Origin of the sequence: Chlorogloeopsis sp. ULAP02, assembly GCF_038404745.2 — a bacterium.
In the GTDB taxonomy this organism is placed as follows: Bacteria; Cyanobacteriota; Cyanobacteriia; order Cyanobacteriales; family Nostocaceae; genus Chlorogloeopsis.
The window spans coordinates 128,283-153,454 of sequence record NZ_JAYKTT020000030.1 but is presented as its reverse complement, the minus strand read 5'-3'; the positions used below and the strand labels follow the sequence as shown (position 1 = coordinate 153,454).

Genomic DNA, 25,172 nt, shown 5'->3' with positions numbered 1-25,172 from the left:
TGATCGTTTCCTTTACTAGTTATGCGTTCCCTTTGCTTTTAGCTATGATTGCCTCAGCCACGTTGCGAGGCACTTCTTCATAGTGGCTAAACTCCATTGAGAAGATACCACGACCTTGGGTCTTCGACCGAATATCAGTAGCGTAGCCAAACATTTCTGCCAATGGGACTTTAGCAGTCACTTTGGCAATGCCCTGCTCGGAACCCATCCCCTCAATTTGCCCACGACGGGAATTGAGATCACCCATTACATCCCCAAGGAAGTTTTCGGGAACTTCAACCTCAACTTTCATCATAGGCTCTAACAGAACGGGACTTGCTTTCATTGCTGCTTCTTTAATTGCCATCGAGCCAGCAATCTTGAAAGCCATTTCCGAAGAGTCTACATCGTGGTAAGAGCCATCAACCAGCGTGGCTTTGATATCAATCAACGGATATCCAGCTAAAATACCGGATTCACAGGTTTCTTTCATTCCCTGCTCTACGGGCGGGATGTACTCTTTAGGTACCGCACCGCCAACAATTTTAGAGACGAATTCAAAGCCGCTTCCCGGTTCTCCTGGCTCCAAGTCAATCACAACATGACCGTATTGACCTTTACCACCACTTTGGCGAATAAATTTACCTTCTATTTTGTTAACGTTCTTGCGAACGGTTTCGCGATAAGCTACTTGCGGCGCACCAACGTTCGCTTCTACCTTAAATTCTCGTAACATCCGGTCTACAAGAATTTCTAGGTGTAGCTCTCCCATCCCTGCAATTACGGTTTGATTTGTCTCCGGATTGACGCTGACACGGAAAGTCGGGTCTTCTTCCGAGAGAGCTTGCAGAGCTTTGGACAGTTTGTCCATATCGTTCTTAGTTTTCGGTTCTACTGCCACCGAAATTACAGGCTCTGGAATGTACAGAGATTCCAGAATCACTGGTGAGTCTTCATTACAGAGGGTGTCACCTGTTAAAGTTTCCTTTAACCCCACAGCGGCTCCTAGATCACCCGCTCTGAGTTCATCGACATCAATTCTGTCATCTGCTCTCAAAACAACCAGACGAGAAATACGTTCTTTCTTGTTCTTAGTCGCATTAAGAACGTAGCTGCCTTTCTTGAGTATGCCAGAATATACGCGGATGAAGGTGAGACGACCGTAAGGGTCAGCCATAATCTTGAATGCCAGAGCTGACAATGGTTCTTCATCGCTGGCGTGACGCTCAACAGTATCGCCATTTGGTAGCGTACCTTGAATTGCGGGTACATCAATTGGCGCTGGCAGGTATGTTACGACTGCATCTAACAACTTCTGTACACCTTTATTTTTAAAGGCGGAGCCACAAAGCAATGGCACAATCGTACCTGCAATCGTACCTTTACGGAGAGCAGTCTGGATTTCGTTCTCAGTAAGTTCTTCACCCTCGAAGTACTTGGTCATCAAGTCATCATCGGTTTCAGCTACCGCTTCAATTAGCTTGGTACGGTACTCCTGGGCTAGATCCTGTACTTCTGCGGGAATATCAGCTTCTTGAATATCGGTTCCTTGGTCGTTGTTGTAGATGAAGGCTCGCATCTTCACCAAGTCCACAAGACCTCTAAATTCGCTTTCACTACCAATAGGCAGCTGGATGGGAATCGCATTAGCCCGCAGGCGATCGCGTACCTGTTCGTAAACTTTATAGAAGTTTGCGCCGGTGCGATCCATTTTATTTACAAAAACAATGCGCGGAACTTTGTAACGGTCTGCCTGACGCCATACCGTTTCTGTTTGCGGCTGTACACCACCTACAGAACACAAAACTGTGATTACACCATCCAAAACCCGCATGGAACGTTCTACTTCGATTGTGAAGTCTACGTGTCCAGGAGTATCAATAATGTTTATTTGATGATCTTTCCAACTGGTGCTAATTGCAGCAGCAGTAATCGTAATACCCCGCTCCCGCTCCTGTTCCATCCAGTCCGTGACAGCGGTTCCTTCGTGAACTTCACCTATTTTGTGAATAATGCCAGAGTAAAATAATATTCTCTCTGTTGTTGTTGTCTTGCCCGCATCTATATGCGCCGCAATACCAATATTGCGTACTCTCTCTAGCGGGATCGTACGTGCCACAGCTGCCTCCTATACTTTTCGCCTCATGATATCTTGTATATTACACTTTGTTAAGATTCTATCCTTTTCGGTAAACCGTCATTTTTTTTGTAAATACACGATGATAGTTCATACCGCCTTTGGGAAGAGGCGATACATAGCGGCTTAATTTTAGTAACGATAGTGTGCAAAGGCCTTATTTGCTTCTGCCATCCGATGCGTCTCTTCACGCTTGCGAATAGCGTTCCCAGTCTCGTTGGCAGCATCCATCAATTCTTGAGCCAATTTGCCAGCCATTGTCCGACCTGAGCGTTGCCGAGAAAACTGTACCAGCCAACGCAGTGCCAAAGTTGTACCCCTCTCAGAACGCACTTCCATCGGTACTTGGTAGGTAGCACCGCCAACCCGCCGAGCTTTTACTTCTACCAAGGGCGTTGCGTTACGCACAGCTCTTTCAAAGGTTTCTAATGGATCGTTACCAGTGCGTTCCTCAATACTTTTCATAGCATCATAGACAATCCGTGCGGCAAGTGATTTTTTACCATGACGCATAATACGACGGATCATCATGCTAACTAAACGACTGTTATAAACTGAGTCAGGCGGAACAGGGCGCTTTTGAACAACACCACGACGAGACATACTTCAACCTTAATTGGAATTTAGCTACTAGATGAATTATGTGTCTGGACAGCTTTTACACTACAATTGCAGCGATGCTGACCCATTTACTTGCTGCCCTCAACTAGAACATACAAGGCGACAATATTATATACCTTAATAGTTAATTTAAAATGCTGCTGTCGCTAACTGCATTCTAAAAACTTCTTACACTCATAGCAAATGCATAGGTATAAGTTGAGGCTTTAACTAATTTAACTTGATTTTTTAGACAATCTCATACCTGAAAGGAGTGAGATTCTCAAACCACCCGCAAGTAATTGCTTTCATTCAGGTTTTATATTCTGATATGTCCAGTCTTATCTTTACGAAAGACTTATGGACTTGATCAAGATTCTCAAGCGCGAATCTAACATTATGCTTGAAGGCACTTAACTAAAATTCTATCACCGACTTTTTCGAGTCATTAAACTCATACTTGTTTGTAAGAGCACTAAGCTTTATCTTTATTTTTGCAATCAAGCGCTTGAACTGCGAATATTGCTTTTTTCAGACTAAAGCTGATAGTTTAAGTTAAGTACCAACGCGATTAATCAAATCAGTACGATTAATCGCGTTAGTTCTATTGTTTGGGACGCTTTGTTCCATATTTGGAACGACCTTGTTTGCGGTCTTTAACTCCGGCTGTATCTAATGTGCCACGAATAATGTGGTATCTCACGCCTGGCAAGTCCTTAACCCGACCGCCACGAATCATCACGACAGAATGTTCTTGTAAGTTGTGACCAATTCCCGGAATGTAAGCTGTTACTTCAAATCCAGAAGTTAGTCTGACTCTCGCTACTTTACGCAGAGCCGAGTTAGGTTTTTTGGGTGTGGTCGTGTATACTCTGGTGCAAACTCCCCGACGTTGCGGGCATTGCTTCAGAGCTGGAGACTTGGTTTTCTGACGCGCTTTTTCGCGTTCGTTACGTATTAGCTGCTGTATAGTTGGCATGAGTTACAGCACCTGAAGCTGCTTTTAGTCTAAGTTTTAACAACAAATCCTGATTATATCTTTTTTAGTGGTTTTGTGTCAATTATTTTGTTTTGGTAGTTGATAAATAGTTATTAACTAGCTTGAAAATAGGGAACAGGAAACAGGGTTGGGAAAAAGAAATATTTTCATTCCCTCGTTGTGTAATTTCTCAACATGATTGACTGACTTGAAAAAGGCAGAGAGCAGATGGCACAGAGAACTCAGAGCGCCGTGCCAGAGCGCTGGCTCACCACCGCACTGGCTCCTCTCCTTGTCCTCTTTTGTACGCAGTTCAGCAAGGGCTACTAACTACTGTACGGGCGGGTTTAGAAGATAAATTATCCGTTTGAACGGCAAAATTATCAACAAAACCCGCCTCTACTAACCACTAACCACTAACTACTAACTCTTGACTAATCGAAAAAGAATTACCACAGCCACAGCTAGCACTTGCTTGGGGGTTGTAGAAGCGAAAGCCACCGCCCATCAAATCCTCTGAATAATCTAAGGTTGAACCATTTAAATAATTACAGCTTTCGGCATCTATGATAATTGGAATACCGCTACACTCAAAGGTGCGATCGCCTTGTCTTACTGTTTCATCAAAGGACATATCATAGTACCAACCGGAACAACCACCGTGTTTAACTGCCAATCTAAATAAAAGATTTGACTTTTGCTTAGACTGCAATCTTTTTATTTCGCTGCTGGCTGCTTGAGTCAAACTAATCATCAAATTTACTAGACAACAATTAAAGACCTCATCCTCAAATCTTACAGGCTAAGGTCAATATATGAAACTTCTGATTTAAATGTATTTATCTTCTTGTATTCTAGCGGCTATGACTAGCAGCAATTGTATTGCACGGCCTAACTATACAGTACGAGCATAGTCGTCTTGGAAACGGATAATATCATCTTCTCCTAAATATTCTCCGTTTTGTACTTCAATCAAAACTAAAGGTATGACGCCAGGATTTTCTAAGCGATGAGGCGTACACTGGGGTACATATGTAGACTGATTGTTGCTCAAAAGTACTTCTTGCTCACCGCAAATGACTCTAGCTGTACCTGATACTACTATCCAATGTTCGCTGCGATGGTGGTGCATCTGGAGGCTGAGACGATGTCCAGGTTTAACTTCGATACGCTTGATTTTGTATCCGCGCCCTTCTTCCAAAACTGTAAAAGAACCCCAAGGACGCAATTCGGTTGCAGCAACACCTCTAGGAGTGACGCTTGGAGGCAGTGTCAGTGCATTAGCGTGCGTTGTGTCTTGATATTGAGTCATAGTAACTTCCTGAGACATAAAAACTTTTGGTGCTCTTAATAAATATTGATGAATGGCGCGATGTTGCAAACTTAAAAATTCAGTCATACATCCTATGCCAAGATAGCAAAATCACAGGTGAAGGTGTCATATATAACTGATTGAATTAGTGTATCTATATCAAGTCTTTAATTAAGGAAAATCAAACCTTTTACCGGCTTTAAAAAAGAGGGGTTAGTCAAGAGTTAGTGGTTAGTAGGGGCGGGTTTTGCTGATCATCTTGCCTTTTAAATCGGGAATTTATCTTCTAAACCCGCCCGTACAGTGGTTAGTGGTTGATTGTTTATTATTCCCCTTGTCTCCCCTCCCCGTGTCCCCGTGTCCTCCTTATGGACGGGGTTGCAAGAAAATTCCTATGCCATTGTGGACACGAGCAGCTGTGTTAGGAAAACGGTCAAGAAGTTGTCCTCCTAAATAAAGGCTGGTAGAACTACCACCGTCTAAATTTAATGCATTAACACATCCCATTTGCTGCATAAGTTGTGCGTGTTCTGCCAAAGTAGGGCCAGCACCACCGACACGATTATGCACAGCAGCAATAATGAGATTGCCTGTTGCAGTTGTACAGATAGCACTACGAACAGCTTTTTGGGCAATAAAGGCATTGCTAAAATTTTCGCCTTTGGCATCTAGTACTATTTGGCGATTTTGGAGTAGTAGCGGCCCTGCTCCCAGAATATAAGGATAACGGCTAAATTCAGCAGGAGAAGTAGAACTTTCTATCCGCACTGAAAAGCCAATCGGTAAAACTGAGGCATTACCGACACTACTGCCGCGTAAAGTAAGCAGATATCCATCTTGAGGGATAGGAATAGCAGTTTGTCCTGCTTTGAGGCTTGGTAACTGAGCTGTAACTTGGTTTTTTTGAACAATGATGATAATTTCGTTGTCTGTTAGAGGAGTATAATTTGCTCCCCAAGTAGGAGTGTAACGGGCAATGCCAGTTTGGACGTAGCCACTATTGAGAGTCACAATCGGTAATTTTAGATTATTTAAGCCGATTAAAGATTCTTGTAGAACGAGACGACCTAGATAAAATTGTCCAGAATCATTCCAGGCGATCGCTCCTCGGTTCAAAATTGGGCTAGACAACCACTGATTATCCCGACGAATTGCACCCAAAGGTAATTTATTATTGCGGTTAAAATAACCACCGTTAATTGCTGCTACTGCTACATACTTTTGTGCTGTTTGAATTAAAGGAGCAGTACCGACAAGGGTATCGGGGTTTGTCACAATTGGTTTGAGTTTTAACCCAACGGTGCGAGGATTAACATCTAACCAGACAACAGGAAAGCGTTCTTGACCTAAGTTCACAAATTGCTGTTGCCAGCGCAATCCTGAAGCCCAATTAATTGAACGTTGTAAAAGTGCATCTGGTCGAATATCAATGACTAGACGATTGGGATTAGGTAAAGTACTAACCAAAGGAGCTAAACCCAGGGGAACTTCCAGACGAACAATCGTTTGATTTTTGACTACCTCTACTTGCTTGATCAGTGGAGGGGGTGCTGGTGGCTGAGACGGTTGTTGCTCAATCCCCGGCACCTGTTGTTTTAATTGGTTTTCTGGAGATGAGAAGGGAGGAGGTAGAGATGGTGTATGGCGCTGAATTAAATCTGGAGCGGCAATACCATCTAGAGTAATTGTCCACTCTCTGGTGGTTGGAGAGGAAGGTGTAACAACTGGGCTATTCGGATCGTCGGATAGAGGTTGATTTGTCTTGACTGGTAAACCTTGAGCAATTTGCCAAGGAGTAGGACTATCTAAGTTGAGAACGATGCGATCGCCAAACTCATGCTTTCCTTGGTTAATATTTGTAATTTTTGCGCTGGGCGTGGAAAGTACCAAGGTTTTACCCTGGACTTGCATCTGCCAACCAAAGGTGTTGGCAAAACGGCTAATGTCTAAATAACGGTATCCGCCCGCCAACAAGCTGCTTAAAATCTGCGGCTTTGCATTAGAGGAGTACCATTGGATTGGTTGTCTGGCTGGCTGGCTGGTATCTAATAAATCTACCCCAATCAATTGCCTGAGTGCGCCATCACTAACAAGAGTGCTGATTTGACCTTTCGAGGTGCGTTGCTGCAACCATCCTCCTGATGAGATTCGACCATTGAGAGAAATTTGATTACCATAGGATATTACCCCTGTCTTTACAGGAGGTGCAGGCGGTCTTGGACTCGATCCTGATATTTGCTTTACACCAGTTGAGGATTGTGCCACCCTAACTTCTAATTTCTGTTCTTTAGGAACTAGGGATGTGTTGGGGATGATGCGGTTAAGACTGGTACGGGCGATCGCATAATCATGAGTAGCTGTTAAACACAGTACTGAAAAAATTACTGGCGACACCAAAACCTTGATAAATCTGCTATTGCTCTTTTCTTCAATAGCACTGCGGTATTGTCGGCAAAAACTCGACATTTTTACCATAAGTAGCTAAGTATTTTTTATAACTCTCAACTATTGCACAAACTAACAAGTTTGCTAAATGTCAAAAAATAATGACCAGAGTTGTGAACACTAACGTGATAATGTATATATTGGCTTTTTGTATCTGGTTGAACCAAACAGATAATGATACCAGGATTAAAACTGCTATTAAGTGTGTTAAATCACACTAGCGTTAAATCAACTATGGCAGCAATTTCAACATAAAAATCACGCTGAGTTCCGACAAGTCATATGTTACCTGATGTTTGCTACCTAGATGAAGTTTAACTGATAGCAACAAAGGTGACAAAAACTAGACAGTAATAATCTAGAGAGTAACAAGAGAAATTTTTAGGAATTGTCAAATGGGCATATAGTGTAATACGCTGATTTTTGCGTGGGTTCGGAATAATTTTAGTTTTCTAGAATATACAGAAGTCCCAAACAGGATTTTTGTTTCAGGTAAAGCAAAAATCATCATACCTGGAATTTAATTTGGCTTTTGAAAAAGAAAATTGAGAAAGTACATAGCTTCAAGATATAAATAAAACACTCTTGGAACAAGCGCGAACAGAAGTCAGGATAAATACATAAAAATAAATCGATAATTTTAACACGGTATTAACCAAAAACCGAAGTTAAAATTTTTTTTCCCTAAAATTTCCGTTATTGCGTGCTTTCCATTTGTCCATTTAGAAATTTTCTCGCTACTTAGTGACAAAATTCTTTACTCAAGATGACAGGGATAGTGTATGAATAAAAAACCGATGCATCAAGACCAGAACATAAGACTTGCAGATAATTCCTCAAATTGTATTTACCCAGGGCCAAGGTGGCTAGTAGAAGAAAGAGATGCCTGTGGTGTAGGTTTTATTGCTCATCGTCAAAATCATGCCAGCCATGAAATAGTTACCAAAGCCCTTTCAGCTTTGACATGTTTGGAACACCGGGGTGGTTGTAGTGCTGATCGCGACTCTGGTGATGGTGCAGGAATTTTAACCGCAATTCCGTGGGAGTTGTTTCAACAAGATTTTGCTGCACGAGGAATACAACTTTCTGGGAACAGCAACATTGCTGTAGGAATGATTTTCTTACCACAAAGTCCACAAGCAGCGCAAACAGCAAAAGCAACGATTGAACAAGTAGCGGCTGAGGAAAAATTGAATGTATTAGGTTGGCGGGTAGTGCCTGTACAGCCAAATTTATTGGGAGTACAAGCTAGAGAAAATCAGCCTCAAATTGAACAAGTTTTCGTTGCTTCACAAGCTAAAAGCGGTGACGAACTCGAACGGCAACTGTATATTACCCGCCGTAGAATCTTTAAAGCAATCTGCGCTTTAAATCAAGATTGGTCAGAAGAAGTATATATTTGCTCTCTGTCTAGCCGCACAATTGTTTATAAAGGCATGGTGCGATCAGCAGTCTTGGGAGAGTTTTATCGCGATTTACAAAATCCAGCTTATAAAAGTGCTTTTGCTGTATATCATCGCCGCTTTAGTACTAACACCATGCCCAAATGGCCTTTAGCACAGCCAATGCGATTATTAGGTCATAACGGTGAAATCGATACCTTGTTGGGTAATATTAACTGGATGACGGCACGAGAAGCAAGTTTAGAACATCCAGTCTGGGGCGATCGCATCCAAGAACTCAAGCCTTTTGTCCATATTGAAAATAGTGATTCCGCTACTTTAGATAATGTACTAGAGTTACTGGTACGTTCCGGACGCAGCCCCTTGGAAGCCTTAATGATTATGGTTCCAGAGGCTTACCAAAACCAACCGGAATTGCGTAACTACCCTGAAATTATCGACTTCTACGAATACTATAGCGGTCTGCAAGAAGCTTGGGATGGCCCAGCACTTTTGGTATTTGGTGATGGGTTAAAGGTTGGAGCAACCCTAGATCGCAATGGTTTAAGACCGGCTCGCTACTGTATTACAAAGGATGATTACATCATTGTGGCTTCGGAAGCGGGTGTAGTGCAATTGCCAGAAGCCAATATTATTGAAAAAGGCAGACTAGGGCCAGGGCAAATGATTGCCGTGGATTTAGAAACTCATGAGGTGCTGAAAAATTGGGAGATTAAGCAGCGCATCGCGAAAAAGCATCCATATGGGGAGTGGTTGCAACAGTACCGCCAAGAAATTAAGTCCTCAGTCATTAATAATTCGTCATTAGCAAATGGTAAAGGACGAATGGCTAATGACAATGGATTAATAAGCAATGACAACGGTAACGGACTTCAGACAACCAACAGCATTGATAGACAAACTCTACTACGCCAGCAGGTAGCCTTTGGCTACACCACAGAAGATGTGGAAATGGTAATTCAGCCAATGGCTATAGAAGGCAAAGAGGCGACTTTTTGCATGGGTGATGATATTCCCTTAGCAATCCTGTCCGAAAAACCCCACCTACTTTACGACTATTTCAAACAGCGCTTTGCTCAAGTCACAAATCCAGCAATTGATCCCTTGCGGGAAAAATTGGTGATGTCTTTGAAAGTAGAACTGGGTGAAAAAGGTAACTTACTAGATGTCAAGCCAGATTATGCTCGCAGGCTAAAACTAGATTCGCCAGTGCTAACGGAAGCGGAATTAGAAGCCATTAAGACATCTGGCTTTACAACAGCTGAATTGCCAACACTATTTGAAATAGCATCTGGGCCGGAAGGTTTGCAAGCCGCAGTCCAGAGATTGCAAGCACAGGCTGCCGAATCAGTACGGGCGGGTGCAAAAATTTTAATTCTTAGCGATCGCGCTGGTGCAGGCATCAGTACAGAAAACAGCTACATTCCTCCCCTGTTGGCGGTAGGTGCGGTACATCATTACCTAATTCGCCAAGGGTTGCGGACAAAAGCATCTTTGGTGGTTGATACAGCTCAATGTTGGAGTACCCATCACTTTGCTTGTTTGATTGGTTACGGGGCTGCTGCCGTTTGCCCGTATATGGCTTTAGAGACGGTGCGTGATTGGTGGACAGATCCAAAGACGCAACAATTTATGGAACGGGGTAAAATTAATACCCTCACCCTAGAGCAAGCGATCGGCAACTATCGTCAGGCAGTAGAGGGTGGTTTGCTAAAAATTCTCTCTAAGATGGGAATTTCGCTACTCTCCAGCTATCAAGCCGCGCAAATTTTTGAAGCGATCGGCATTGGTAAAGATTTGTTAGAATTGGGGTTTTTTGGCACAACATCTCGTGTTGGCGGTTTGAGTGTGAGCGAGTTGGCACAAGAAGTATTGTGTATCCACAGCAAGGCTTTCCCAGAATTAAACCTGAAAAAGCTAGAAAACCTGGGCTTTGTGCAGTATCGCCCCGGTGGTGAATACCACATGAACAACCCCGAACTGGCAAAAGCACTGCATAAGGCAGTTGATGGCAAGAAGTACGATCACTACGCAGTTTACAAGAAGTACTTGCAAGATAGACCGATAACTGCGCTGCGAGATTTGTTGGACTTCCAAAGCGATCGCCCCAGCATCCCAATTGAAGAAGTCGAATCAGTCAGCGAGATTGTCAAGCGCTTCTGCACTGGCGGTATGTCTTTGGGTGCCTTGTCGCGGGAAGCTCATGAAACCCTAGCTATCGCCATGAACCGCATTGGTGGTAAATCCAACTCTGGCGAAGGTGGAGAAGATCCGGTACGTTTTACCATCTTGGATGATGTAGATGAAACTGGACACTCGCCTACCCTTGCCCATCTGAATGGATTGCGAAACGGCGATACTGCTTCTAGCGCTATCAAGCAAGTAGCATCGGGACGCTTTGGTGTAACACCAGAGTATCTGATGAGTGCCAAGCAAATTGAAATTAAAATTGCTCAAGGTGCAAAACCAGGAGAAGGGGGGCAACTACCAGGTAAAAAGGTTAGTCCTTATATTGCCATGTTGCGGCGTTCAAAACCCGGTGTTACCTTGATTTCACCACCACCTCATCACGATATCTATTCGATTGAAGACTTAGCACAGTTAATTTTTGACTTGCACCAAATTAACCCGAAAGCACAGGTGTCAGTAAAGTTAGTTGCTGAAATCGGCATCGGTACGATCGCGGCGGGTGTGGCAAAAGCCAATGCCGATATTATCCAAATTTCTGGACATGATGGCGGTACGGGTGCCTCCCCTCTGAGTTCGATTAAGCATGCAGGTTCACCGTGGGAACTCGGTTTAACTGAAGTACATCGCGTCTTGATGGAAAACAGCCTGCGCGATCGCGTCGTTTTGCGCGTCGATGGCGGCATCAAGAGTGGTTGGGATGTGCTGATGGGCGCATTGATGGGAGCAGAAGAATTTGGCTTTGGCTCGATTGCCATGATTGCGGAAGGTTGTATCATGGCGCGGATCTGTCACACTAATAACTGCCCAGTTGGTGTTGCTTCTCAAAGGGAAGACTTACGTAAGCGGTTCACGGGTATGCCGGAACACGTTGTTAATTTCTTCTATTTTGTTGCCGAAGAAGTACGCAGTCTGTTGGCACACTTGGGTTACCGTTCGCTATCAGAAGTAGTGGGACGTGCGGATTTATTGACAACACGAGCAGAGGCAAGGCTTACCAAAACCCAATCATTGAATCTCAACTGCATACTTCAGCTGCCAGATGCTAGAGAAAACCGCAGTTGGTTGACGCATGAAGAAGTTCACAGCAACGGCTTTGTTTTGGATGATCAGCTGCTTGCAGATCCTGACATTAAAGCTGCGATCGCAAATCAGTCAGCCGTAACTAAGACGGTAGAGGTTGTAAACACTGACAGAACAATTGGCGCACGTATAGCAGGAGCGATCGCTTCTCAATATGGTGACAATGGCTTTGAAGGGCAAATTAACCTGAACTTTAAAGGTAGTGTTGGACAAAGCTTTGGAGCTTTCAACCTACCTAGCATGATTCTTACCTTAGAAGGAGAAGCAAACGATTACGTAGGTAAGGGTATGAACGGTGGTGAAATCATTATTAAGCCTCCTGTAGATGCTAACTACGATCCAGCACAAAATGTGATTATTGGCAATACCTGTCTTTATGGTGCAACTGGTGGCGTGTTCTTTGCCAACGGTTTAGCCGGAGAACGCTTTGCCGTGCGTAACTCTAAAGGTACGGCGGTAATTGAAGGAGCAGGCGATCATTGCTGTGAGTACATGACTGGTGGTGTAATTGTTGTTCTCGGCAAAGTCGGACGCAATGTTGGCGCTGGCATGACTGGTGGAATTGGTTACTTCTTAGATGAAGACGGTAATTTCCCTGATTTGGTTAATCGGGAAATTGTCACGATTCAGCGAGTAGTTACAGCTGCTGGCGAAAAGCAACTTAAAGATTTAATTGCAGCCCACACACAGCGAACTGGTTCGGCAAAAGCAAAGATGATTCTAGAAAACTGGCAAGAGTTCTTACCCAAGTTCTGGCAATTGGTTCCACCTTCCGAAGCTGATAGTCCAGAAGCCAATTCTCACCAAGAAAAGCAATTAAGCCCTGTTTAATTGTGAGGGAAAATGCAAAATCCAGAAGTGTTTTCTTCTGGATTTTGCTTCGTATCTTTTCTGAATACTTAAACCCACAACTCCCCAACTTCTCAAAGAAGTCGGGGAGCTTGTTTAGTTAATTTCTATTTCTTTGTATTTGCAATCATCTTTTCGTCTTTTTCTTGTAATTCAAACAGTTCTGGAATAGTAACAAACCTATAGCCTTGCTGCTTAAATTTACTAATAATTTGTGGCAAAGCTGCCACAGTATGGGAACGATTACCGCCACCATCATGCATTAACACAATACCACCAGGTGATCCCTGTTTTAGCACTCTACTAGTTAATACAGATGCAGAAGGGCTTCTATAGTCTACCGAGTCAGCTGACCACATTACTACTGTATACTTTTTACCTCTAGCATAGGCAGCCAAACCATTATGCAGCATTCCACCAGGAGGCCGAAACAGATTTGTTCTTACTCCTGTTAATTCATAAATTAAGTCCGATGTACGGTCAATTTCAAAAGCAGCAGCTTGTTGATTAAAAAAGTGATACCAGTGATGCCAAGTGTGATTACCGATAACATGCCCTTCTGCCACAATTTGTTTGCCTAATTCGGGATGATTATTTAGCATTTGTCCGACAACAAAAAATGTGGACTGAATATTATTTTCTCTGAGTATATTTAGTATTTTTGCAGTGTACTCAGGCCAAGGGCCATCATCAAAGGTAAGAGCAATTACTTTTTGATTTGGAGCAAGTTTTACTCGGTTAACTATCACTCCTTGAAAGCGTGCTGGTATACTATAGGATAAACCTTTTACTCTAGCTTGTTGTTGCCAACTTGTTAACATTGCCAACTTGAGTTGATTGAGTCGCTCTTGAGCTCCTCCTTTAATTTCTATATCCTTCAAATCTACTGCATTGGTTGTATCAACATAAAAACTTTTTAGACTCATAGGCACAATTAAGCCAAGGCTCAAGCTGCCACTTAAAGCTATAAGTGCAAGTAATATTCCTTGCGGCCAGACAAACGACTTATTATTTTCCACATCCTAGCTCCTTGGCATATTGAAGCGTTAGTCACTTTGCTGACAAAACTACCAGCACAGTTTTTGAGAAGATTTATTCAGATAGTATTTAGATATAAATACAAACCACTTCTGTTAATCTCGGAAATTACAATACAGATTCACAGAAATTTGACTATCAGTAAAGATAAAAATTACAGCGTTTGTAGCAGATCAGATTATCTTGCTTGGTGAAGATAACTATTAGTAAGAGTTAGTCAGATTATAGATGCACAAAGTAAATATTTATGCTTATAATTACTATGCTTTTTAATTATGAAATATAACTCTCCTAGTCCAACAAATTATATTCTACTGCGTAACCAGATCGCTACCTGGAAAAAAATGTTAAGTTTACAGCTGACTTTTGCAACTAAGTCTGCCTGAAGCTGCTAGACGCTTATCAATCAAAATAGTTTCTTCAAAATGCGCAAAATTTAACTATACTATATGCTCTTGAACAAACTACTCAAAGTAACTCCATTCATAGCTCTGTTTTCTCAGTCTAGCTGTTGATTGTGAAAGTTTTAATAGGTTTTGTTTGCAGTTAGTACTTTAGTGCTTGAATATTTGAGAACTAAAGTTATTCACTACGCGCATTTACCCCTCTCGATTTATGCAACAGAGCAGTATTGATGAAGTCGTACTTTTCCACTGAGTTTTCGGCGATTCATGTGAGTATATACAGAATAGTTGAAATTACCTTAAGTCCCAAAGAAAACTCTTAAGTTCGAGTAAACTATAGTCTTCTACATAATTTATATGCAATTTTAATACAAAAAACCTAAGTATTTATACTTAATTTTTGAGCTTCATTATTAATCGACAACTAACAATTCAAGTATAGTTTGGCTGTTATTTTATTCAAGCATTTGACTAATAGTTTAAAAGTAACACTATATACATAGTTTAGAATTTTTATTGAAGTAATTTTAATATTTGATTCACATATTTAAATTAATTTATCTACAAAATATGTTTTGTAGACCCCTTTTGCCTAGCTTCTGACTTCTAGACTAAGCGCCCCTATTCTTAGGATAGATATTTTCTCTACCCTACCCAGAGATTTTGAGCAAAGCTAATGGCTAGCCTCGCAAGTAATATGGAAAACAAGCCCAACATGAGAAAGCCTAGACGGGGATAACGTCCCAATCCTATACCCGCAGCTAAACTCAGAGGTACAATACCGTAAGCTAAACGACTCAGGGATATAGTACCACCAGAGGCTAACAGCAAAGCTATACCGCAAAAGCCGTAACTGATTTTGACAGAGGTTAAATCTTTGCGTGAGTGCCACAAAAAATAGCTACCTCCCAAAACCATAGTCACATTAAGTAAGTTATTGATAAATTGTCTGTCAGCCAATATTAATGAAAATGTGACTACTGCATACAAGCAGTAAACTATTTTGGTATGTGGCACTTGTTTGTGTTTGTGCCATAAAGTACAACTACTGGCAATAATGCTGCCAAACAGCAACAGATGTAGTAGGTTTTTGAGCCGAAGATTGTGCCAATTTGATGTACCTGCTGCTAGCTGTAGCAGCATATCTAACCAACCACGCCAATCAAATCCAAATGAAGGACGCCATCCTCTCTGGGCATGAATAAATGCGATCGGATCGGCAAAATTAATTGCACAATAGAGACTGAACAAAAGCACACCGATCGCACTAGCACAAGCAGCAAGATATGCAATTGGCGATCGCTGTTCTCTCCAAGCTGCTATTAAAAAAGCCGGGCTCATTGCTATCCCCGTCGGGCGTGTTGCCGTTGCTAAGGCACCCCAAAAAGTAGTCCAAACATATTGCTTACGATCAAAGGCATACAAAGCTGCCGTACTCGACAATAAGTACAATCCTTCGGTGTAAATTACAGTTCCGAATAAGGACAGAGGACACCAAGCTAGCACAGCAATTACCCACCTTGCCTCGTTTGTACCAAGTTGCTCTAGAACCCAAAAGTATAGGCAGTAAAGCGCTGCCAAAAACGCCAAGTTATTTACCAGCACTCCTGCAACAGCAAATGGCAAGCCTAAGTTCATCAAACCCCGAATTACTAAAGGAAATAGGGGAAAAAAGGCAATATTATATTGCTGCCCATTATTAACGAATTCATAACCGGAAGTCACAATACTGCGATAACGTATGCTATCCCAAGCATCAAATACTCCCCATCCAAAGCTGGGTACAATCCCCTGTGGAGGTTGGGGCAGATGTGGTGCAACCAGCAGCATGGTAGCCCAGATAAATATTCTGCTAATCAGCCAGATTACTACTGGAAATAGGAAATCATCTTTCCATAAAACTTTTTTGATCAATATATGCGCTTGAGCCATAAGCTTGAGTATTTTTCTCACCTTTTAATGCATTCTTGTACCTATGGCTACGACATTATTTGTAATGATTTATGCATCTTACCCCTCACCCCAACAAGTAACTAGCTGAAATAAGCTGAACAGTTCAGTAGTTAAACTTTAAATTTTTATTAATATGATTATAGATATTTTCCACTCATTAAATAGTGTTTTTATACACAATTTAATCAGGGATAAAAATAATTGTAAATATTACTATTACTCATATTTATATGTAAGCTTATTAATTGTCTGTACCTCTTAAATAAAAGACTCACTTCAAAATATAATGTTCCTCACTACCTATTGCATTTGTATAAGTTTTTGAGTAATTTGTGTTGATATAAGCCAGAAATTTACTATCACTCTTCAGTTGAGAAGTCCACCTGCTTAGAACAATTTGCTCAGGACGATACTTTTGTAAAACCGAAAGTATTTCTTGAGATGTTAGTTCTCCAGAGTTAAGCCTTTTATATGACATCACAGCAATTTCAGGGGGAACGCATAATCTAGCATAAAAAGCATATATAGGGCGATCAGTAAAAATCCAATTCGTAGAATCTTTATATCTCAACACTAGTTGCATCAACTCCATATTTTTGGGGACGCTTCCTTTTGGATTAGGAGGAGTTGCGATGACTAAGCCAATCAGGATTACAATTAACAAGAAAGGAATAATAAGTTGTTTAGTGTTAATTAACTTTTTTTTGAAAAATGAATCACCCAAGAATGCTACTCCATAAGCAGCTAGCCAACAGATAGGAATAGCAAGTAAAGGATAGTAGTGATACCAAAGTGGTTGATGATTGAGTAAAATCAGTACCGCTGTTATTAGCCAAGCGATAGGAAATATTCCATTTATATATTTTCTTAAAAAAATTACCCCAATTCCAATAAACGCTAAAAATATATAATCATAGTCTTGACTAATAATATAAAGAAGATATTCTCGATTATTAAAATTCTCTAGTTTTAAATTTTGAGGTTGATTGAGATGAGTAGTAATTAGTTGATCGTGATTCCAAAATTGTTGAAAAAATACGCCGATTAAAATATAAATTAATCCCAAGGGTATTAACCATAAAGCTGCATTAATTAGTATTGTTTTTGATAATTTGTTATTTACAACAGTTTTAATATTAAAATCAACAATATAAAAAAACATTAAAGGTAGAAGCAAAATAGTAAATAACTTAGTTTGCAAAGAGAGTGCAAAAGTAATTCCAGATAAAATAATATAAAATTTGCGATGATTTTGTCTGTAAAGATGTAATAAATAAATAGACAACATAGCCAACGATAATGAAGGAAGCCCAATCATTACAGAAATACTAAGGCGAATATATAGCCAGGACGTAAATAATAAGATTGTGGCTATTAATGCTGGTAATTTTCCTACTTCACTACTGATGAGCTTATAAAAGCAATATATTAATAGTGCTGAGAATAAAAGTATTAATAAACGAGCAGCAAAGATTGAGTAGCCAAATAAGTTTAGCCAATATGATAATAAAACAGTAAAAAGAGGCGGTTGATCGTTCCAAATTTGCGTATAGAGAGAAAAGCCCTGTGAGTAGAGAAGGGCTTTAATTAAATTAAAACCCTCATCATAATCAAATTCAAAAGTTTGCGAAATCGGTTGAAATCTAATAGCGAGAACAAAGCCAACAAAGAGAAGTATAATAATAAGTTGATGGATGAAGTTTTTCAATCTGGTCATAGTGGTACTTATGCAGATTGTAGATAGTAAGTTTTCAGTTTTTTAGTTAACCAGAAGTAAAAGAATTTATTACAGAATAAATATAGTTGATTAAAGGGTTTTTTATAAATAAATACACTTGCTCGTGTTGGTAGCGTAGTTGAAATAATTGATTATTTTGAAGCTGATTGACGAAATTAGCGGCAAACGCCGGATTACGAGTGCCATCTGGGTGACGTACATTGAGCAATATATAGTCGTATTGATTAATGTCCTCAGGTAAACCACTAATATCATCCACAAAATGGATTGTCTGACGGTGACTTAAATGAGGGGCAATGCTATGGGTAGTTAAAACCGCACCTGAGGATTGAACTAGGGCGATCGCTTGCCGTGTTGCTTGCCAGTTATCAACACTTCTTAAATATCGCGACCAAAAATAGCCATACTTTGCTAGGACAATAAAACCTATCAGCGCCCATAAAATTATTGCCCGTTTAGTACGCAACCATGCCTTACCATCAGCTAGACTAGCAATTACAGCGATAATTAAAAAAGGCAGTATTGGCAGAGAATACTGGTGAATTAAATCGCGTTGTTCTGGCTTGTCAGAAAGAATATTTAATACCAGTGCCGGCATCGCACCCACTAACGGAGTTAGATGTTGCGGTGTCAGTCCCCAAATTAGTGGTGTAACTAAAAGCGCCAGATATTCAAGTGTTTTAACTGAAAATACCCTCCCTAAAATTAGCTCTGGTTTAATAATTAGATTTATAGCAATCTCTAAAACAGAATCGCCCAAATAGCTGTAACGTGCTACGGCTGCTGCCTCATTATTACTGAAAAAGGGAATAATAACTTGGCTTGCTAGCAAAAACCAGCTGATTCCAGCAATGATGGCAAATATTCCATAAAAACGCTTTTTTTCAAACACTAACAGCCACAAACCCATTGCCGCCACAGTTAGTGATAACACAGCTTTACAACCCAAAATGAAGATAATGCCTACACAAAACCAAACTACTTTATTTAGCCGTGCTGCCAAAACTACCCCCAAAAAAACAGGGATTGCCATCACTTCTGGGTGAAACTCAAACAAATTGACGTTGAAAACTAACGGATATAACAGGTAAACACCTGCCATTGCGATTGCTTGGCTTTCCTTTAATCCTGCTTGTAGGGCAAGATAATAGGTAGGTAAAGCACCCAATGCGAGAGAAATAGCTTGTACAGCTAATAACCAGTAAGCACTTGGGTAAATCTTATAGAGTAGAGCTAGAGGATAGACTGCCCAGGCTGCATGGTTGCCTAGATGGTGAAAGCCTAAAAAAGAAGAGATATGTGGCTTTCCTTGGCTGATTAAATAGACTACCTGATCGTAGATCCCTAGATCGAGAGCTCCCGACTGAAATAATATATGGCGCGTACTGCTGCACACAAACAACAATAAGGCACTAATGGCAATCATCCAACCGACAATGCCAAGCTTAAAAAATTGTTTTATCACCCTTAGCTGTAACAATCATTATGAGTACCTCCATATCTTCGCATCTTCTGTTTTCAGGAAAAATAGGGAGAGGTAGAGAGTTTTAAAGTAATTTTTTACTCTTTTCACCAGAAGAGTTTTTGACAAATAAATAAACGTCATCATGCTGGTAGCTGAGTTGAAATAATTCTGTGTTTTGAAGTTGATTAACTAAATTGGTTGCAAAATCTCGATTACTCAGCCAGCCTGGATGACGAACGTTTAAGAGGATGTATTCAAATTTTGTTAAATCTGCTGGTGGTGAATTGGCATCTGTAAATTTGAGTAATGGGCGATGAGTTAAATGAGGTGCGATTTCAGCAGTTGTATAAACACCTCCTTTAGTTTGAACCAGAGCGATCGCTTCCCGTGTAGCTTGCCAAGTATCCAAAGAATCCAGATAAATTGTCCAGAAGTAGCCGTATTTAGCCAAAGCTAAAAAAGCTACTAAACAATAAAGGAGAATTGTCCGTGATTTTTGTATCCAAGCATACTGATTAGCAAAGGCTTGAATTACAGCAACGAAGAGAAAAGGTAGGATTGGCAGAGAATATTGATGGACTAAATTTCTCTGCTGAGTGGCATTAGCGAGAATATTTAAAGTCAATGTGGGAATAGCGCCTACTAAAGGCAAAAGACATCTAGGTGAGATTCCCCACAAGACTGGCGCAATCAGCAAAGCCAAATATTCTAGAGTCGCGAGGGAAAAGATTTTTCCCAGTACCAAATTGGGTTGGAAGAGTAGATTTTGAGCGATGTCAATGAAAGAGTTGCCGAAATGGCTGTAGCGTGATAAATGACGTGCTACTGAAGCGGCTTCGCCACCAAAAAATGGGATGATTACTTTAGTTGCGATTAAAAACCAAGCGATCCCACTCAAAAGAGCGATCGCACCAAATAATCGCCTTTTCTCAAATATCAGTAGCCATAATCCCATTGCTGCCACCGTCAGCGATAACACCGCTTTGCATCCCAACACCAAAATAATACTGAAACAAAACCAGCTAAATTTTTTCAGACGAGCAGCTAAAATTGCTCCTAACAGTGCAGGTAGAGCTATGACTTCTGGGTGAAAATCATACAGATTAATGTTAAATATCAATGGATATAACAAGTAAGCTGCTGCGATTGTTGTTGCTTGCCGCGTGCTTAATCCAGCCTGACGGGAAAGATTATATATAAACAGCGCACCTAATGTTAAAGCAATAGCCTGTACAGTCAATAACCAATAGACTGTAGGGTAAATTTTATAAAGCAAAGCCAGTGGATACAGAACAATTGCAGCATGATCTCCAAGAATATGAAACCCTAACAACGAAGAAACTGGAGACTTTCCTTGGCTAATTAAGTAGATCGCCTGATCGAAAATTCCTAGATCCCAAGCAGATGATTGAAACAGTTCGTGCCGCAAACTGCTGCATCCTAATAGAAGTAAGGCACTCAAGCTAATCATCCAGCCCATATTGCCAAGCTTAACTAGTTGTTTTTTCACCCTCGGTTACAAGCAACAATCTTCTTTTGAGTTTTAATTTTTAAGTACCTCGTCCCTAAAACGCCTAGAACTGAAATTCTAGGCTGCATAGCTCAAGTCAGTTAAAACTGACTGAAAATCTTACCTAGTCTGCTTTATCAGACTTTAGCTTTTAGCCAAGAAATAAATTTCTTGGCTAACAAGAGTACAGATCCAAAGATATGAGTAAAGAAAATTACTTACACATTCTCTATACTGTTTCCTGTTCCCTAGTTTTAACTTGCCTACCCTACCCAGAGTTCTTGAGCAAATCTGACAGAAAAACTGGCAAGTAAAATTGCGAAGAAGAACATAGTTAAATATCCCCAACGAGGCTGGCGAGATAACAATATACCTAAAGCGATGCTCAATGATACAATTCCGTAGGCAATACGATTTAGTGACCAAGTTCCACCAGAAGCAAGAATTAACCCCAAGCCGCAAAAACCATAAATCACTGTTACCAAACTCAATTGTTTGCGTAAGTGCCATAACAAGTAAGCACCACCTAAAACCGAAACAGTATTAATTAAAGGATCGCCCGCCAGTATCCATAAAAATAAAAATAAAATTGCAAAGCCATAATCTACTTTCACAGCACCCAATCGTTGACGGTAGAGCCATAGCAAATACCCCAAGGCGACAATAATGGCAAATAATAAAGGATGCAGAGGATTTTTAAGATAACCGTAATTCCAATTGGTTGTGCCAACTGTAATTTGCATGAGCATTTTCAACCAACCCAGCCAATCAAATCCCAAAGTTTCTCGCCATCCCCGTTGTGCATGAATAAATGCGAAAGGATCGTCAAATTCTAGGGCGCAATATACGCTAAATAGCAGCAGCCCCGTTGAAGTCGCTAAAGCAGACGAATAGGCAATAGGCGATCGCCTCTCTTTCCAGGCAGTAATCAAAAACGTTGGAATCAGTACTATTCCTGTTGGGCGTGTTGCTGTTGCCATCGCACCACAAAGGGCAGCCCAGCTATACTGATGTTCTTCAAATGTACGCAAAGCCATTGTACTCAAAAGCAGGTACAGACCCTCGGTATAAATAACAGCTGTAAATAATGATGGTGGACACCAAGCTAAAACTGCTGTTACCCAACGTGCAGATTGTATGCTGTAAGATTCTTTTACCCAAAAATATACGCAATAAAGAGCTGCAAGAAATGCTATGTTATTTACCAGTATTCCTGCCACCTCAAACGGGAAGCCAAGGCTCATAACACCCCTAACAATTAAGGGAAACAGAGGAAAAAAAGCAATATTATGTCCTTTGCCGTCAGCGATGTATTCATACCCAGAAGTAGCAATACTGCGGTAGTGTATGCTATCCCAAGCATCAAATACTTCCCAGCCAAATGTAGCAGCCTTGCCTCCTGGTGGTGCAGCCAAAAGAGTAGCAATCAATAACATGGCACTCCAAATTACCATTCTGCTGGCAAGCCACATTACGCCTGGAAATACTGAATCCTCTTTCAACAAATCTTTTTTGAAAACTAACTGTTTTGGAACCATAAACTGGTGGTTTGAGAAAGATTAGTTGTTGTTAGATTGATAATTGCGTAGATAATCACTTATAAGAATGTAATTGAATTGCTGTTATTTGGGAGTCCTAAGCAATTTATAGTGGAGTTGTCTGTCAATCCTTAAATAATTGTGAATGTGAAAGCGATTACTCTTCTTGGTTCTACTGGATCAATCGGTACTCAAACTTTAGATATAGTTGCTCAGTACCCAGATCAGTTCCGGATAGTGGGATTAGCGACTGGAAACAATGTAGAATTGTTGGCTTCGCAAATTCGGCAATTTCGACCGACTATAGCAGCAATTTGCTTAGAAGAGAAATTGCCAGTACTGCGCGAATTGATTGCCGACGTCGATCCCCAACCTATATTACTCGCTGGCGAAGCAGGAGTCATAGAAGTTGCTCGGTACGGTGATGCTCAAACTGTAGTTACGGGTATTGTTGGCTGCGCAGGTTTATTACCCACGATCGCTGCTATCGAAGCCGGTAAAGATATTGCCCTAGCTAATAAAGAAACTCTAATTGCTGGAGGCCCTGTTGTTCTACCCTTGATAGAGAAGCATGGAATAAAGTTGCTACCAGCTGACTCCGAACATTCTGCGATTTTCCAGTGTTTGCAAGGCGTACCAAATGGTGGATTGCGAAAAATTTTACTCACTGCCTCAGGAGGTGCTTTCCGGGATTGGGCAACAGAAAAACTAGCAGAGGTAACTGTAGCCGACGCTCTCAAACATCCAAATTGGTCGATGGGACGGAAAATTACTGTAGACTCTGCTACTTTGATGAACAAGGGACTGGAAGTAATAGAAGCTCATTTTCTGTTTGGGTTGGATTACGACAATATTGAAATTGTTATTCATCCTCAGAGCATCATTCATTCCCTAATTGAACTACAAGATACATCGGTATTAGCTCAATTGGGCTGGCCTGATATGCGCTTACCATTACTGTATGCTCTGTCTTGGCCTGATCGCATCTACACTGATTGGGAACGACTAGATTTAGTCAAAGTTGCCAATCTTACATTCCGAGAACCAGATCACCAAAAGTATCCTTGTATGCAGTTGGCTTATGCAGCTGGTAGATCTGGCGGTTCCATGCCCGCTGTCTTAAATGCTGCCAATGAACAAGCCGTAGCTTTGTTTTTAGATGAAAAAATTGGTTATTTAGATATTGCCCGGTGTATCGAATGGGTGTGTGATCGCTTTTCGTCCGATAACCGTTCCAATCCTTCTTTAGATGACATTTTGAGTGCTGATCGATGGGCTAGACAAGAAGTCTTGCTAGCCTCTGAAAATATAGGTTCTCGCTCGCGGATCATTTCTTTACGATAAAAAGCTTAAATAGATCGGCGTTCAGATCTCCACTGAACGCTGCCTTTTTCCCGATATGTGTAGTGTAATCTGCATCCATATTGCGATCACGACATACTATCCAATCAAACATTTCCATGCTTCACTGGCTCGTAAAAACAATCACCTGACGTTCACCTGCATAAAGGCGTAATGTTTTTCCCTGAACATCGAAGCGTGTAGTTTCTTGTAGCGATCGCAAAAAATTTGTTTCCAGGCGATTTGCCTCTGGCGTCAGACACGCCCGCTTTGTGCTGGCTAAAGGTGAAAACTTCAGCGATGTACCATTGATTTCAAATCCACCGAAAAAGCGATTGCATCCGGTGTCGCCAGCGACTCTGCTTTGCTTATTGTCAAATTCGATGTAGAGCTTGTTAGCGCTCAATTTTTGTTCTCCAATTTCGGTTAAAATCCATCGCTTACCAAAAAGCGAAGTTGCATTGTTATTATTGCCACCTTCCACTGTCTCTTTCGTTTGACACGTTGCTAAGGTATTCACATTGACAGGTGTAAGATCTGGAACTTCGTCATTTCTGACACTGTACTGCACGGTGCTTATTTTTGACGGACAGCAGAGCGGATCAGACTCACTATAGCGTGCGAACTCCCCAGCAATACGCCTTGCATTGAGCAGGCGAATGTTAGTTAGCGAAGAGTCTGTACGCGAGTCCATTGGCACAGGCGAAAGTGTTCCGGCATATCTACCTTCAGAATACACAAAAGCTTGATATCCCAAAGGTCGGCACATTCCATCGACGCCCGCCATTGCTGTAAAAACCGTTGTTGTTCCAAAGCTATGCGCCGAACCGTATAAAGTCCAGCCCTTTTTGACGACAGCTTTTTCTGCCGCACTCGTTGGTTGACGCACCTGCTCTCGACACCGACTGACTGACGCTGGTTCACCTGCCGTTTTGGATGGACTTGGCAGTTGTGGAAAATCAGTTCCCTGTCGGTTCCAGTTCACTAGCGGACGCTCAAGCCATGAGTTATTAGTACGCGACTGTTGCGCTGATGCGGAGAAAACAACCGATAATGGTGCAAAAACAGAGAACAGCGTTAGAACTAAACTCCTATAAATCACACCACACCTCACACTAAATTTATACGGTATAACACGCTGATTTTAGTAGTCACTGATCGAAATTTTCAGTGATTTCTGGGTTAAATCAGGGTTTTAAACAAAAAATTAT

General features: G+C 41.2%; 15 protein-coding genes. 2 read left to right on the top strand and 13 right to left on the bottom strand.

Translation table 11 applies throughout. From position 1 onward, the window contains the following. Positions 1-19: 19 nt before the first annotated feature. The 6 genes from fusA to U2718_RS13805 form a co-directional block, all read right to left on the bottom strand. Positions 20-2,098 (bottom strand): elongation factor G, encoded by a 2,079-nt coding sequence (gene fusA, locus U2718_RS13830; protein WP_289789222.1) that lies wholly within the window; start codon positions 2,096-2,098, stop codon positions 20-22. 150 nt (positions 2,099-2,248) lie between these two features. Continuing rightward, the gene (gene rpsG / locus U2718_RS13825; protein ID WP_342000461.1) at positions 2,249-2,719 is read right to left on the bottom strand and encodes a 30S ribosomal protein S7; all 471 of its coding nucleotides are present in this window, start codon (positions 2,717-2,719) and stop codon (positions 2,249-2,251) included. 601 nt (positions 2,720-3,320) lie between these two features. After that, complete coding sequence (gene rpsL / locus U2718_RS13820; protein ID WP_009456043.1) at positions 3,321-3,695, bottom strand: 30S ribosomal protein S12; 375 nt, start codon at positions 3,693-3,695, stop codon at positions 3,321-3,323. 409 nt (positions 3,696-4,104) lie between these two features. Beyond that, on the bottom strand, positions 4,105-4,449 hold the full coding sequence (locus U2718_RS13815) for an iron-sulfur cluster assembly accessory protein (protein ID WP_342000450.1): 345 nt from the start codon (positions 4,447-4,449) through the stop codon (positions 4,105-4,107). A gap of 141 nt (positions 4,450-4,590) precedes the next feature. Then, positions 4,591-5,007: a phosphomannose isomerase type II C-terminal cupin domain gene (locus tag U2718_RS13810; RefSeq protein WP_342000546.1), complete on the bottom strand. Its 417-nt coding sequence runs from the start codon at positions 5,005-5,007 to the stop codon at positions 4,591-4,593. A gap of 366 nt (positions 5,008-5,373) precedes the next feature. Beyond that, positions 5,374-7,482 carry a phosphodiester glycosidase family protein gene (locus tag U2718_RS13805; RefSeq protein ID WP_342000446.1) on the bottom strand — a complete coding sequence of 703 codons (2,109 nt, stop codon included), beginning with the start codon at positions 7,480-7,482 and terminating at the stop codon, positions 5,374-5,376. Positions 7,483-8,234: 752 nt separating this feature from the next. On the opposite strand from U2718_RS13805, the gene U2718_RS13800 reads away from it, so the two are divergent. After that, complete coding sequence (locus U2718_RS13800) at positions 8,235-12,956, top strand: glutamate synthase-related protein (RefSeq protein WP_342000445.1); 4,722 nt, start codon at positions 8,235-8,237, stop codon at positions 12,954-12,956. Between the two features lie 125 nt (positions 12,957-13,081). On the opposite strand, the gene U2718_RS13795 is transcribed toward U2718_RS13800, so the two are convergent. The 6 genes from U2718_RS13795 to U2718_RS13770 all read right to left on the bottom strand — a co-directional run bounded on the left by U2718_RS13795 (position 13,082) and on the right by U2718_RS13770 (position 22,620). Next, positions 13,082-13,993, bottom strand: coding sequence for a polysaccharide deacetylase family protein (locus tag U2718_RS13795; protein WP_342000443.1), 912 nt, complete (start codon positions 13,991-13,993; stop codon positions 13,082-13,084). 1,068 nt (positions 13,994-15,061) lie between these two features. After that, on the bottom strand, positions 15,062-16,348 hold the full coding sequence (locus tag U2718_RS13790; RefSeq protein ID WP_342000441.1) for a mannosyltransferase family protein: 1,287 nt from the start codon (positions 16,346-16,348) through the stop codon (positions 15,062-15,064). Positions 16,349-16,640: 292 nt separating this feature from the next. After that, a complete protein-coding gene (locus U2718_RS13785; RefSeq protein WP_342000440.1) occupies positions 16,641-18,086 on the bottom strand; it encodes an ArnT family glycosyltransferase in 1,446 nt (481 codons plus the stop codon). Positions 18,087-18,132: 46 nt separating this feature from the next. Beyond that, positions 18,133-19,533 (bottom strand): DUF2079 domain-containing protein, encoded by a 1,401-nt coding sequence (locus U2718_RS13780; RefSeq protein WP_411813281.1) that lies wholly within the window; start codon positions 19,531-19,533, stop codon positions 18,133-18,135. Positions 19,534-19,654: 121 nt separating this feature from the next. Then, positions 19,655-21,043 carry a DUF2079 domain-containing protein gene (locus U2718_RS13775; protein WP_342000544.1) on the bottom strand — a complete coding sequence of 463 codons (1,389 nt, stop codon included), beginning with the start codon at positions 21,041-21,043 and terminating at the stop codon, positions 19,655-19,657. Between the two features lie 302 nt (positions 21,044-21,345). Continuing rightward, positions 21,346-22,620 (bottom strand): mannosyltransferase family protein, encoded by a 1,275-nt coding sequence (locus U2718_RS13770; RefSeq protein ID WP_342000438.1) that lies wholly within the window; start codon positions 22,618-22,620, stop codon positions 21,346-21,348. Between the two features lie 147 nt (positions 22,621-22,767). Here U2718_RS13770 and dxr point away from each other — a divergent pair, with 147 nt between their 5' ends. Beyond that, entirely contained in the window at positions 22,768-23,964 is a 1,197-nt protein-coding gene (gene dxr / locus U2718_RS13765; RefSeq protein ID WP_342000542.1) for a 1-deoxy-D-xylulose-5-phosphate reductoisomerase, read from the top strand. Positions 23,965-24,085: 121 nt separating this feature from the next. Here the strand turns inward: dxr and U2718_RS13760 are convergent, their stop codons facing one another. Continuing rightward, positions 24,086-25,063: an META domain-containing protein gene (locus U2718_RS13760; protein WP_342000437.1), complete on the bottom strand. Its 978-nt coding sequence runs from the start codon at positions 25,061-25,063 to the stop codon at positions 24,086-24,088. Between the last annotated feature and the right edge of the window lie 109 nt (positions 25,064-25,172).

Bases quoted from the DNA above. Each gene is read 5' to 3' on its own strand.
- U2718_RS13785 (WP_342000440.1), bottom strand. From the start codon at position 18,086: ATGACCAGATTGAAAAACTTCATCCATCAACTTATTATTATACTTCTC.
- U2718_RS13815 (WP_342000450.1), bottom strand. From the start codon at position 4,449: ATGATTAGTTTGACTCAAGCAGCCAGCAGCGAAATAAAAAGATTGCAG.
- U2718_RS13770 (WP_342000438.1), bottom strand. From the start codon at position 22,620: ATGGTTCCAAAACAGTTAGTTTTCAAAAAAGATTTGTTGAAAGAGGAT.
- rpsL (WP_009456043.1), bottom strand. From the start codon at position 3,695: ATGCCAACTATACAGCAGCTAATACGTAACGAACGCGAAAAAGCGCGT.
- U2718_RS13800 (WP_342000445.1), top strand. From the start codon at position 8,235: ATGAATAAAAAACCGATGCATCAAGACCAGAACATAAGACTTGCAGAT.
- rpsG (WP_342000461.1), bottom strand. From the start codon at position 2,719: ATGTCTCGTCGTGGTGTTGTTCAAAAGCGCCCTGTTCCGCCTGACTCA.
- U2718_RS13810 (WP_342000546.1), bottom strand. From the start codon at position 5,007: ATGACTCAATATCAAGACACAACGCACGCTAATGCACTGACACTGCCT.
- U2718_RS13805 (WP_342000446.1), bottom strand. From the start codon at position 7,482: ATGGTAAAAATGTCGAGTTTTTGCCGACAATACCGCAGTGCTATTGAA.
- U2718_RS13775 (WP_342000544.1), bottom strand. From the start codon at position 21,043: ATGATTAGCTTGAGTGCCTTACTTCTATTAGGATGCAGCAGTTTGCGG.
- U2718_RS13790 (WP_342000441.1), bottom strand. From the start codon at position 16,348: ATGGCTCAAGCGCATATATTGATCAAAAAAGTTTTATGGAAAGATGAT.
- U2718_RS13780 (WP_411813281.1), bottom strand. From the start codon at position 19,533: ATGATTGCCATTAGTGCCTTATTGTTGTTTGTGTGCAGCAGTACGCGC.